Source organism: Streptomyces turgidiscabies Car8 (assembly GCF_000331005.1).
GTDB classification, from domain to species: domain Bacteria; phylum Actinomycetota; class Actinomycetes; order Streptomycetales; family Streptomycetaceae; genus Streptomyces; species Streptomyces turgidiscabies.
The window spans coordinates 1-11,409 of the sequence record NZ_AEJB01000085.1; the positions used below are offsets into that span (position 1 = coordinate 1).

An 11,409-nucleotide genomic window follows, 5' to 3' on the forward strand; every position below is an offset into this window, starting at 1 on the left:
GGGGAGCCGCGTCACGCCGCGGTGACCGGCTGGGGCACGGGGACGGTCGGTTCCGGGGACGGCGTACGGCGGAACCAGGTGAGGGCGGGGGCGGTCATGGCCGTGGTGATCAGGGCCATCAGGACCAGGATGGTGAACAGGTCCGGGCCGATGACGCCCAGTTCCAGGCCGAGATTGAGGACGACAAGCTCGGTCAGGCCGCGGCAGTTCATCAGCGCGCCGACCGACATCGCGTCCTGCCAGGACTGGCCCGACAGCCGTGCCGCCGCCGTACTGCCGCCGAACTTGCCGAGCAGGGCCACCGCCAGTACGGCGCCGGCCCACAGCCACTGGGCGGCGTCACCGGTGAGCAGCGAAACGTCGGTGCGCACGCCCGTGCTGACGAAGAACAGCGGGAGCAGCACCGGGACGGTGAACGCCCGCAGCCGGGCGGCGGACAACTCGACCGCCCGGGAACCGCGGGGCATGACCACTCCGAAGACGAACGCGCCGAACAGGGCGTGGATACCGATGCCGTCCGTGACGAAGGCCGACACGCACAGGCCGGCGAAGACGAACACCAGGACCGAGCTCTCCGTGGCCTTGCCGGTGTGCCGGGCCAGCCGGGCCAGCACCGGCCGGACCAGGTACGTCATACAGGCCACGAAGACCAGCGACCAGGCAGCGGTGACGGCCGCCTGCTCCGCCGAGCCGCTGGTGCTGACCGCCGCGACCAGCGCCAGCAGACACCAGGCGCTGACGTCGTCCACGGCCGCGCACGCCATCGCCAGCGACCCGACAGGGGTGGTGTAGAGGCCGCGGTCGGTGAGGATGCGGGCCAGGACCGGGAAGGCGGTGATGCTCATCGAGACGGCGACGAACAGGACGAACGGCAGCCGGTCCACCCCGGCCGGAGCGAACGCGCCGTACATCCCGAGCGCAAGCAGTGCGCCCAGCAGCAGAGGAAGCGCGATGCCGACGTAGGAGACGGTGACCGCTGTACGGCTGTGTCCGCGTAGGGCTGACAGGTCCAGCTCCAGGCCGACCAGGAACATGAAGGCGAGCAGGCCGAGATTGCCCAGCACCAGCAGGTGGGGGAGGATCTCCGGCGGGAACAGCCAGTGCTGAGCGGCGGGGGAGATCCAGCCGAGCAGTGACGGGCCGAGCAGGATGCCCAGGGTGATCTCGCCGATGACCGGGGGCTGCCCGATCCGGCGGAAGAGCAGGGCGCCGATGCGGCACACGCCGATCACCACGGGTACGGCGACGAGCAGGCCGGGCAGCGGGTCAGGAGCCGACACGGGCTTCTCCTTCCAGGGGTGCGGGCAGGGCGTGGGCCGGCGTGGGCCGTGCCTCCGGCGCCGGGGCCGACGCGGCCGCCGACCAGCGGGCGTACCGGCGTCTGCCGTAGAGCAGCGGTGATCCGCCGTCGGTGTGGGTGACGCGGGTGACCCGGCCGAAGACGGCCGTGTGGTCGCCGACCTCCACGGCGTGCACCACCGTGCAGTCCGCGACGGCGAGCGCGGCCTCCGTCAGATGCGGCCCCGCGGCACCCAGCGGGAGCCGCCACTCGGCGTTGGCGAACCGGTCGGTGCTGCCGGAGGCGAACAGGTCGGAGACGGCCCGCGCCTCCTCGTGCAGCAGGTTCAGCGCGAAGTGCCCGCTGTCCAGGGCCGCGCGCAGGGTCGGGCCGACCGTGCGCAGGCAGACCACCAGGGTCGCCGGGTCCAGCGCCACGCTCGCCAGCGAGCTGCAGGTCATCCCGCGCGGGGCGGAGTCGGCGCCGAGCGCGGTCACCACGCTGACCCCGGAGGGGAAGGACGCCATCAGGGGGCGTATGTCGGTGGAGTCCGGCGTGGCGGCCGGCCCTGCCGAAGTGGTCGAAGTGGTCGAGAGGGTGGTCGTGGTCTCAGCTGTACCAGTCATGCTGTCGACTCCTGTCGGAAGCAGGATCGGGCCCGGAATCGGGACGGTGCGGATCTGGCCCGGCGGACCGCGGCGGCTCGGCGCCGCCGGGCCAGATCCGTGGTCGGGGGCTACTTTCCGTGCAGGCCGCGCAGGTAGTCGTAGGCGCTGGGCAGCGTGTCCAGCAGGCGCTGCTGCTCCTGCCTGACCCTGTCGAACAGCGGCTGGGCGCCTGCGACGGACTCCGGCTTGTGGGCGAGCGCGGGCAGCGGTGTGTCCGGCTCCAGGCCGAGGCCGGCGAAGATGCAGTAATAGCTGCCATTGGTCCAGAAGTTGCGGAACTCCGCCTCGAAGTTCCCGTAGTACGTGGACTCGTCGGCGATCGGTGAATTGACCGGGAGCCCCGCCTTGTACGCCTCGATCTTCCGCTGGATGTTCTCCGGAAGCTTCAGCTCCTTCTGGGCCTGCCAGAACGGCGAGTCGTTGCGCGGCGCGTAGTAGAAATGCGCCTGGATGAAGTCACGGGTGTCGTCGAACATCACCTCGATCTCCTGGTTGAAGCTGTTCACCAGGGCCGGGTTGAAGGTGCGGTCGGGGAAGTGCTTGGCGAGCTGGTAGATCGCGGCGGTGATGAAGTAGATGCCGGTCGACTCCAGCGGCTCCAGGAAGCACGAGGAAAGGCCTATGCTCACCACGTTGTTGACCCAGGCGCGGCGGTTGCGGCCGACCCGGAAGCGGACGTGGTTGAACTTCGTTTCGGCGGGGTCGAGCCCCCACAGTTCACAGAACTCCGCGGTCGCCTCGTCCTGCGAGGTGAATCTGCTGGAATAGACGTAACCGGACCCGAAACGGCCCAGCATCGGAATCTTCCAGGCCCAGCCGGAGGACATCGCGATGGCCGAGGTGTACGGCTCGATCCCGTTCGCCTCGTCGTCGTGCGGCACGGCGGTGGCCACCGCGCTGTCGCACATCAGGTGGTCGCTCATGTCGACGAACGGCTCGCCCAGGGCCTTGTTGATCAGCAGCCCGCGGAAGCCCGAGCAGTCGACGAACAGGTCGGCGTCGAGCACCCGGCCGGACTTGGTGTGCAGGGCCGTGACATAGCCGCGTCCGTCCTGCTCGACCCGCACCATCTCGTCCTGGATGTGCTCCACGCCCTGCTTGTCGGTGGCGAACCGACGCAGGAAGTCGGCGACCAACGCGGCGTCGAAGTGCCAGGCGTACCGGGTGGAATCGGTGCCGTCGAGCCACTTCGGCGACTTCTTCGCGTCCATCACCGGTGGCTCGCGGAAGCAGGCGTAGTCGAACGGCTCGTCGGTGCGGCCCTCGTGTCTGTTCTTGTACCAGTAGTGGGACAGCGGCGTGTTGTCGTGGTCGGGCAGGATGCCGAACGGGTGGTAGAAGTGGTCCGGCCGGCCGCTGTCCAGCGTGCGCGCCTCCGGCTCACCGCGGCCCGGGGTGCGCCAGTTGACGAAGCGCACGGCCATCTTGAAGCTGGCGTTGCACTCACGCATCCACTCCTCCTCGGATATGCCGAGGTAGTCGAAGAGCACGCGGTGCAGATTCGGCACGGTGGCCTCGCCCACGCCGATCCGGGGAATGGCCGGGGCCTCCAGTACCTGGATGTCGACGGTGCCCTGGAGCGCCTTGCCGAGGTAGGCGGCGGTCATCCAGCCGGCCGTGCCACCGCCGAGGATGACGACTTTACGGATGCGGGAGTCGGTGTCGGTCGTACCGGTTTCGGTCATAGGGGAACTCATTTCTCCGGTCGAGGCGTCTGCGCGCCTTTGTGTACAGCGCCTTTTCATGCTGTCGAGTGCGTTTACACGCCAGAATCGGCTGGCCCGCTATGCGGCATCTATAGGTGTCCGGAATTGCCGCTTGAGCAGGTTCGTATGGGTGAGGTATAGGCGGCTCGGCGATTCTTGGTCGGCGTCGAAAACCGCTCCGCAACTCCCAGCAGAGGATGGCTGCATCAGATGCCGTACGAAGACGGGAATGCCGTTGCCCAGGGACCGGGCGGACTTCCCGGCATGCCGCCTGCCGAACTCCGGGGAATCCTGGCCGTGGTGGGGAACACCCCGCTCATAGAGCTGGAACGGCTCGCACCGGACATACCGGTACGACTGTTCGCCAAGGCCGAGCGGTTCAATCCCGGCGGCAGTGTCAAGGACAGGTCTGCGCTCTCGATGGTGCTGACCCGGATCCGCTCCGGGGAGCTCGTGCCCGGTCGTTCCACGCTGATCGAGTCCAGTTCCGGGAATCTCGCGATCGGACTCGCCCAGATCTGTGCGTACTTCGGACTGCGCTTCATCTGCGTGGTCGACGCGCGCACCACCCAGCAGAACCTCGCGATCCTGCGGGCCTACGGTGCCCGGGTCGAGGTCGTCACCGACCCGGACCCGGTCACCGGGGAGCTGCTGCCCATGCGGCTGCGCAGGGTGGCCGAACTGCTGGCCTCGACACCCGACTCGTACTGGCCCGACCAGTACGCCAACCCGCTCAACCGGCAGGCGCACCTGACCACGATGCGCGAGATCGCCGAGGCGCTGGACGGCAGGGTCGACCACCTGATCCTGGCGGCCGGCACCGGCGGCACCCTGGGCGGTTGCGCCGAGTACATCCGGCAGAGCGGCCTGACGACGACCGTGCACGCGGTGGACGCCGTCGGCAGCGTGCTGTTCGGCCGGACCGCCGGCTGCACCCGGCTGGTGCCGGGCCACGGCGCGTCGATCCGGCCCAAACTGCTGCGGCCCTCGGACGCCGATCACGTCGTCCACGTCACCGACCTGGACTGTGTGGTGGGCTGCCGCCGGCTCGTACGGCGCGAGGCGATCCTCGCGGGCGGCTCCTCGGGAGCCGTGGTCTCCGCGCTGGACCGCATCGCACCGCGCCTCGAACCCGGCTCCAACGTCGTGCTGATCCTGCCCGACGGCGGAGACCGCTACCTCGACACGATCTACGACGACACGTGGGTGCGCCGACACTTCGGCGAGGTCGCCGAGCTGTCACAGGACAGTGGACCAGCTCCCCAACTCAGCGTCGATCTGGGGGAGTTGGCGAATATAGGGCACCGATAGCGCGCCTCGCCACCATGGACGCATCCCCGAACACCACCACCCGAGGCCCGTGCGGCCGACACCGATGCATGGAGGTTTCCGATGACCACTCAGCTCCCCGCCCTGGACGACGGGCAGAAGGCGGAGATCAAGGAGATCGTCTGCGACATCCTCGAGCTGGAGCTCGACGAGGTCACCGACGTCAGCCTGTTCAAGGAGGAGCACGACGCCGACTCGCTGCGCACCATCGAGATCCTCTCCTCCCTGGAGCGGACCTTCGGCATCACCCTGACGCAGTCCGAGCTCAGCCGCATGGTCAACCTCGTCGGCGTCTACGCCGTGGTCGCCGAGGCGCAGGTCAAGTGAGCGGGGACGCGACGCCGGAGCGCGGCGGGCGCGGCGCCCGGCACCGGGTGGTCGTCACCGGCCTCGGCGTGGTGACGAGCATCGGCACCGGCGTCGACGCCTTCGCCGCCGGCCTGCGGGCGGGCCGCAGCGGCGCGAAACCGATCGGTGCCTTCGACACCACCGGCTTCGCGTACTCCAACGCCTGCGAGATCACCGACTTCGACGCGGCGGCATGGCTGACCACCACGTCCCCCGACGACCTGGGCCGGGCCGCGCAGTTCGCGGTCGCCGCGAGCCGGATGGCGGTCGCCGACGCGGGCCTGACCGCCCAGCAGGTGCGTGACGTGCGCTCGCTGGTCTCGGTGGGCACCACCGACGGTGAGTCCCGCGACCTCGATCACCTCACCGCGCTCCAGGTCGCCGAGGGCGAGGACACCCTCGACGAGGCAGCGGCCCGCCGGGTGTGGCCCGGCCGGCTGTCGGCCGGTATCGTCCGCGAACTCGGCCTGGAGGACGTGGAGACCGTCACGGTGCCCACCGCCTGCGCGGCCGGCAACTACGCGGTCGGTTACGGCTATGACGCGATCAGCTCCGGAGACGTCGAGATGGCGCTGTGCGGCGGCGCGGACGCCCTGTGCCGCAAGACCTTCACCGGCTTCTACCGGCTCGGCACCATCGCACCCGATGTGTGCCGCCCCTTCGACGCCGACCGGCAGGGCATCCTGACCGGCGAGGGCTCCGGCATCCTGCTGATGGAGTCGCTGGAGTCCGCGCTCGCCCGCGGCGCCCGGATCTACGCCGAGGTGCTCGGCTACGGCCTGTCCTGCGACGCCAGCCACCCGGTGGCCCCGGACCGGGACTCCATCGCCCGCTGCATCACCGCGGCACACCGCAACGCCGGCATCGAGGCCGCGGACGTCGACTTCATCTCCGCGCACGGCACCGGCACCAGGGCCAACGACGTGACCGAGGTCGGCGCGATCCGGCAGGTGTTCGGCGACACCCTGCCGCGCACGGTGTCCATCAAGTCGATGATCGGCCACACCATGGGCGCCGCCAGCGCCCTCGCCTCCGCGGCCTGCGCGCTGGCGCTGCGGGACGGCTTCATCCCCCCGACGATCAACCACCGTTCTACCGACCCCGAGTGCGCGGTCGACTGCGTGCCCAACGAGGCGGTCGAGGCGGAGCTGAGGGTCGTGCAGAACAACGGGCTCGCCTTCGGCGGCAACAACGCCGTCCTGGTGCTCGGCAAGTGGGAGCAGGCGGCGTGAGAGCCGGCGGCCGCAACCTGGAGAGGAGTTGAGGAGCATGGCGCTCCACGCGAACGCGGTGGCGCCCCGGCTGGCGATATCCGGCTGGGCCGTGTCCTCGCCGTACGGACTGGGCAGGAACAGCTTCACCGAGGGCCTCAGGTCCGGGCGGCGGGCGGTCGCGCCGGTGGACGCGGACACCTGGCCGGTCCCCTACCCGGAGGCCGGGCTGATCCCCGGCTTCGACATCAGGGCCGTCCTCGGCCGCAAGGGCACCCGTTCCATGGACCGGGTCACCGGCATCGCGGCCACCACGGTCGGCATGCTCCTCGACGAGTACGGCACCGGACTCGCCGCCGACCCGGAGCGCACCGGCCTGGTGCTCGGCACCTCCGGCAGCGTCCAGTCGATCATGGACTTCACCCGGGACGCGCTCACCGGCGACAAGCCCTACCTCGTCGACCCGGCGCGCTTCCCCAACACCGTCATGAACTGCCCCGCCGGCACCAGTGCGATCCGGCACACCCTCAAGGGCCCCAACGTCACCGTCTCCGGCGGCGCCGCCACCGCCCTGCTCGCCCTCCAGTACGCGTCCCGGCTGTTGCGCGGTGGACACGGCACGGCGCTGCTGGCCGGCGCGGCCGAGGAGTTCTCCGTACAACGGGCCCGGCTGGAACGGGTCGCCGACCACGGCGGCGCCGAACCGCAGCCGCTCGGCGAGGGCGCCGCGCTCTTCCTGCTGGAGGAGGCGTCGGCCGCCCGAGAGGGAGGCCGCCCCGTGCTCGCCTCGGTCCTCGGCTCCCGTTTCCGCGCCTTCCAGGACACGGGCCGGGCGGGAGCGGCACTGGAACGCTGCATAGCCGACGTCCTGGCCGACGCGGATGCCGCCCCCGGCGACGTCGGACTGATCGTGCCCGGCAACCCGCCCGGCCTGCTCGGCAAACAGGAGGAGTCCGCCCTCGACGGGCTGACCGGCAACCGGCTCCCGGTGCGCTCCCTGGTCGGCGACGCCGGCGCGGCCTCCGCCGCCTTCCAGCTCGCCGCCGCGCTCGCCGAGGCCGAGAGCGACCCGAGCCTGGTGGACCGGCTCGCCCTGATCACCGCGGCCGACCGCGACGGCACCGTCGGCGCGCTGCTGCTGCGGCTGGCCTGAGACACCCGCGCCACCGTTCCGTCACCGAGGAGAAAGGCACGTCACATGTCCGACACACCGAGGCCGGTGGCCCTGGTCACCGGCGGTTCGCGCGGGATCGGGCGGGCCGTCGTGGAGACCCTGGCCCGCGACGGCCATGACGTCGCGCTGTGCTACCAGTCGAACGACGAGGCGGCCGCACTCGCCGCCAAGTCGGCCGCCGCACACGGCGCCCGCACCCTCGTCCGCCGCGTCGACGTGACGGACCGGGCCGCGGTGGCCGCGTTCGCGGCCGAGACCGAGGAACTGCTCGGACCGGTGGACGTGGTGGTCACCGCGGCCGGGATCGTCCGCGACGGCCACCTGGCGATGATGGCCGACGAGGACTGGGACGCCGTGGTGCGCACCAACCTCGACGGCACCTACAACGTCGTGCGCACGCTCGCCTTCCCCATGCTCAAGCGCCGCCGGGGCACCGTCGTCACGCTGTCCTCGGTCGCCGCGGCGGGCCACGCCACGCAGACCAACTACTCCGCGTCCAAGGCCGGGATCATCGGCTTCACCGCGGCCTTCGCCAAGGAGGCAGGCCGCTCCGGCATCCGCGCCAACGCCGTCGCTCCGGGGTTCATCAGCACCGACATGACCGGCGGCCTCTCCGAGAAGCACGCCAAGGAGATGACCCGCCGCATCCCGCTGGGCCGCTTCGGCGAACCCCAGGAGGTCGCCGAACTGGTGTCCTTCCTGGCCGGCGACCGAGCCGCCTACATCACCGGACAGGTCTTCGCCGTCGACGGCGGACTGGTCGTCTGAGAACCCCACCCGCTCAAAGGAGTCAGTCATGCCACGCGCCGCCCGGCCGCCGCGGTTCTACTTCAACCTGCGCAGCCCCTACAACTTCTTCGCCCTGCGCGAGCTGCGCGAGAACCACCCCGGCCTGCTCGACCGGCTGGAGTGGCGGCCCTTCTGGGAGCCCGACGAGACCAGTCGGAAGCTGCTGGCCGAGGCGGGCGCCGAGTTCCCCTACGTCCCGATGTCCCGGGCCAAGCAGTTCTACATCCTGCGGGACGTGCGCCGGCTCGCCGCGGCCCGCGGGCTCACCGTGACCTGGCCGGTGGACGCCGACCCGTGGTGGGAGCCCGCGCACCTGACGTGGTTCCTCGCCGAGCGCCGGGGCCTGGGCCGGGCGTGGGTGGAGCGGGCGGGCACGGCCCGCTGGCTGGAGGGCCGCGACCTCTGCGACCCGGCCACCGTGCGCGAACTGGCCGTCTCCATCGGCCTGGACGCCGAAGAGGTCGGCGCCGCCACCGACGACCCGGAGATCCGGGCGCAGGGCACCAGAGCCCTGGTGGACGTGTGCCGCGACGGCGTGTTCGGGGTGCCCTACTTCATCCACGGCTCGGAGCCCTTCTGGGGCCTGGACCGGGTCGCCGACTTCGTGGCGACCTTCCCCGAGCACGCCCCGGCGCCCGCCGCGGAGAACCCCGAGCCCGCCGATCCCGGCCTCGCCCTCGTCGGCGGTCCCGCCTCCGACCTGAGCCACGCGGGAGGCTGCGGATGAGCACCACCGTGTCGGCCCTGCCGCTGACCTCGATCCAGGAGGCGATGTGGACCGCGTACCGCATCGTCCCGGACAGCTCCGCCTACAACATCGTGATGTCGCTGCGGCTGAGCGGCCGGGTCGACCCCGCCGCCATGGACGCCGCCGTCACCACGGTCGGTGAACGCCAGGAACTGCTGCGCTCCGTCTTCGCCCAACACGGCGGACGCCCGGTCCGTATCGCCTCCGACGCACCTGTGGTACGCCTGGAACTGCGGGACCTCGACGGAATCGACGAGGACGGGCTGCTGCGCGCCGCCGAGGAGGCCGGGGCCCGGCCGTTCCGGCTGGAGTCGGGGACCTTCCGGGTGGTGCTGCTGCGCCGCGCCGACGACGACTGGGTGCTGGTCACCTCCGCCCACCACATCGTCAGCGACTTCACCTCGCGCTGGCTGCTGGTCCGTGACGTCCTCGACGCCTACGCGGCCCATGCCGCCGGCACGGCGCCCGGCTGGCGCCCGCTGAAGGGCTCGTACACGGAGCACGCGGCGGCGGAGCTGGCCCACACCGCCTCCGAGGCCGGTCTGCGGGCCGCCGCCGCCTGGCGGGAGTCGGTCGCCGGATCGGCCCCGGCCGAACTGCCGCTGGACCGGCCGCGTCCCCGGGTGCGTTCGCTGCGCGGCGACACGGTCGTACGGCGGCTCGCCCCCGAGGCCGCCGACGGGATCGGCGTGGCGGCGGGCGCGGCGGGCGTGACACCCTTCGCGTACCTGCTCGCCGTGTTCCAGTCGCTGACCCACCGCTGGACCGGGCAGGACGACTTCCTGCTCGGAGTGCCCGCCTCCAGCCGCTCCGGCCGCGGTCAGCGGGACGTGATCGGCTGCTTTCTCAACACCATCCCGGTCCGAGCCGAGTTCGGACCCGGCACCACCTTCCGGGACGCCGCCGCGCAGGCCGGTACGCGGATCATGCGGGGCATGATGGGCGTGCGCTACCCGTGCGGTCTGGCCTTCCCGCAGGCCACCCTGTTCCGCGCCGCGCTGTTCCTGGTCCACATGGACCGCATGGAACCGCCGGTGCCCAACGTGCCGCCGGGCCGGGCGGTCGGCCGTGCCATCCCGTACGCCGGTCTCGACATCGCCCTGATCGACGTACCGCAGCAGGAGGGCCAGCTGGACCTGCTGCTGCGTATCGAGCAGACCGCCGAGGGCGTGACCGCGGTCTTCTCCTACGACACCGACGTCCTGGACCGGACGACCGTCGAGCGGTTCGCGGACGGCTACGAGCGGATGCTCACAGCCGCCGTTCGGGACCCGGACGCCCGGATCACCGATGTCGAACTGACAGCCGACGCCGACCTGGACGCCGTGCTCGCCCTCGGCTCCGGCGAGACCGGCGACTTCGACGACTTCGACTCCTTCGCGAAGGCATGGGATCACCGATGACCACCACCACGATCGCGGTGATCGGCGCGGGCATCGGCGGACTCACCGCCGCCGCCGCCCTGCACCGCCGCGGCATCGACGTCCACGTCTACGAGCGGGGCGACACCCTGCGCGAACAGGGCGTCGGCATGCACCTCGGACCCAACGGCACCCGGCTGCTGACCCGCATGGGCCTGGCCGGGCAGCTCGCCCGGAAGGCGGTGCGGCCCGAGGCGCTGGAGGTCCGGGCCTTCCACGACGGCTCCATGGTGGCGCGGCAGGAGATGGGCGCCGCCTGGGAGGAGCGGTTCGGGGCCCCCTACCTGACAGTGCACCGCGGCGACCTGCACCGGATGCTCGCCTCGCTGCTGCCCGCCGAGCGGGTGCACACCGGGCGTGAGCTGACCGGCTACGAGGAGGGCGCCAAGGGCGTCACGCTCCGGTTCGCCAATGGCACGGTCACCCGGGCCTCCGCGCTGATCGGCGCGGACGGCGTGCACTCCCTGGTCCGCCGCCGGCTGGCCGGGCCCGAGCGGCCGGTGTACTCGGGCAACTGCGCGCTGCGGGGTCTGGTGGACGCGGCCGCGCTGCCGGACCTCGACCCCGGGCTGATGTACATGTTCGCGGGCCCCGCCGGGCGCGTACTGCTCTACCCGGTCCGCGGGGGACGGCAGTTCACCTACGTCGCCGTCGCCCCGGCGCCCGAGGGGCTCGACGAGTCCTGGACGAGCGCGGCCGGCCCCGCCGACCTCGACGCGGCGCTGGCCGGATGGGC

At 71.6% G+C, this 11,409-nt stretch carries 11 protein-coding genes; 8 read left to right on the top strand and 3 right to left on the bottom strand.

Annotation, left to right across the window (positions count from 1 at the left end):
* Positions 1–11: 11 nt before the first annotated feature.
* The 3 genes from STRTUCAR8_RS04980 to STRTUCAR8_RS04990 form a co-directional block, all read right to left on the bottom strand.
* A complete protein-coding gene (locus STRTUCAR8_RS04980; protein WP_006374361.1) occupies positions 12–1,280 on the bottom strand; it encodes a cation:proton antiporter domain-containing protein in 1,269 nt (422 codons plus the stop codon).
* Positions 1,267–1,905 carry a flavin reductase family protein gene (locus STRTUCAR8_RS04985; RefSeq protein WP_006374363.1) on the bottom strand — a complete coding sequence of 213 codons (639 nt, stop codon included), beginning with the start codon at positions 1,903–1,905 and terminating at the stop codon, positions 1,267–1,269. Before STRTUCAR8_RS04985 ends, STRTUCAR8_RS04980 begins: the two co-directional genes overlap by 14 nt.
* A 110-nt stretch (positions 1,906–2,015) precedes the next feature.
* The gene (locus tag STRTUCAR8_RS04990) at positions 2,016–3,632 is read right to left on the bottom strand and encodes a tryptophan halogenase family protein (RefSeq protein WP_006374356.1); all 1,617 of its coding nucleotides are present in this window, start codon (positions 3,630–3,632) and stop codon (positions 2,016–2,018) included.
* Between the two features lie 285 nt (positions 3,633–3,917).
* On the opposite strand from STRTUCAR8_RS04990, the gene sbnA reads away from it, so the two are divergent.
* The 8 genes from sbnA to STRTUCAR8_RS05030 form a co-directional block, all read left to right on the top strand.
* Positions 3,918–4,964: a 2,3-diaminopropionate biosynthesis protein SbnA gene (gene sbnA, locus STRTUCAR8_RS04995; protein ID WP_006374359.1), complete on the top strand. Its 1,047-nt coding sequence runs from the start codon at positions 3,918–3,920 to the stop codon at positions 4,962–4,964.
* An 81-nt stretch (positions 4,965–5,045) separates the two neighbouring features.
* On the top strand, positions 5,046–5,309 hold the full coding sequence (locus tag STRTUCAR8_RS05000) for an acyl carrier protein (protein WP_006374364.1): 264 nt from the start codon (positions 5,046–5,048) through the stop codon (positions 5,307–5,309).
* Entirely contained in the window at positions 5,306–6,562 is a 1,257-nt protein-coding gene (locus STRTUCAR8_RS05005; protein WP_006374360.1) for a beta-ketoacyl-[acyl-carrier-protein] synthase family protein, read from the top strand. The genes STRTUCAR8_RS05000 and STRTUCAR8_RS05005 overlap by 4 nt, the downstream gene beginning before the upstream one ends.
* Before the next feature lie 37 nt (positions 6,563–6,599).
* Positions 6,600–7,694: a beta-ketoacyl synthase N-terminal-like domain-containing protein gene (locus STRTUCAR8_RS05010; RefSeq protein WP_006374357.1), complete on the top strand. Its 1,095-nt coding sequence runs from the start codon at positions 6,600–6,602 to the stop codon at positions 7,692–7,694.
* Between the two features lie 45 nt (positions 7,695–7,739).
* Positions 7,740–8,483, top strand: coding sequence for a 3-oxoacyl-ACP reductase FabG (gene fabG / locus STRTUCAR8_RS05015; protein ID WP_006374365.1), 744 nt, complete (start codon positions 7,740–7,742; stop codon positions 8,481–8,483).
* Between the two features lie 28 nt (positions 8,484–8,511).
* Positions 8,512–9,231, top strand: a complete 720-nt coding sequence (locus tag STRTUCAR8_RS05020; RefSeq protein ID WP_006374362.1) for a 2-hydroxychromene-2-carboxylate isomerase — start codon at positions 8,512–8,514, stop codon at positions 9,229–9,231.
* Entirely contained in the window at positions 9,228–10,655 is a 1,428-nt protein-coding gene (locus STRTUCAR8_RS05025; protein ID WP_006374358.1) for a condensation domain-containing protein, read from the top strand. The genes STRTUCAR8_RS05020 and STRTUCAR8_RS05025 overlap by 4 nt, the downstream gene beginning before the upstream one ends.
* A partial coding sequence (locus STRTUCAR8_RS05030) for an FAD-dependent monooxygenase (protein WP_006374366.1) occupies positions 10,652–11,409 on the top strand: 758 nt, incomplete at its 3' end. The genes STRTUCAR8_RS05025 and STRTUCAR8_RS05030, both read left to right, overlap by 4 nt.

Coding starts and splice junctions, on each gene's coding strand:
- STRTUCAR8_RS04985 (WP_006374363.1), bottom strand. CDS start 1,905: ATGACTGGTACAGCTGAGACCACGACCACCCTCTCGACCACTTCGACC.
- STRTUCAR8_RS04990 (WP_006374356.1), bottom strand. CDS start 3,632: ATGACCGAAACCGGTACGACCGACACCGACTCCCGCATCCGTAAAGTC.
- sbnA (WP_006374359.1), top strand. CDS start 3,918: ATGCCGCCTGCCGAACTCCGGGGAATCCTGGCCGTGGTGGGGAACACC.
- STRTUCAR8_RS05000 (WP_006374364.1), top strand. CDS start 5,046: ATGACCACTCAGCTCCCCGCCCTGGACGACGGGCAGAAGGCGGAGATC.
- STRTUCAR8_RS05010 (WP_006374357.1), top strand. CDS start 6,600: ATGGCGCTCCACGCGAACGCGGTGGCGCCCCGGCTGGCGATATCCGGC.
- fabG (WP_006374365.1), top strand. CDS start 7,740: ATGTCCGACACACCGAGGCCGGTGGCCCTGGTCACCGGCGGTTCGCGC.
- STRTUCAR8_RS05020 (WP_006374362.1), top strand. CDS start 8,512: ATGCCACGCGCCGCCCGGCCGCCGCGGTTCTACTTCAACCTGCGCAGC.
- STRTUCAR8_RS05025 (WP_006374358.1), top strand. CDS start 9,228: ATGAGCACCACCGTGTCGGCCCTGCCGCTGACCTCGATCCAGGAGGCG.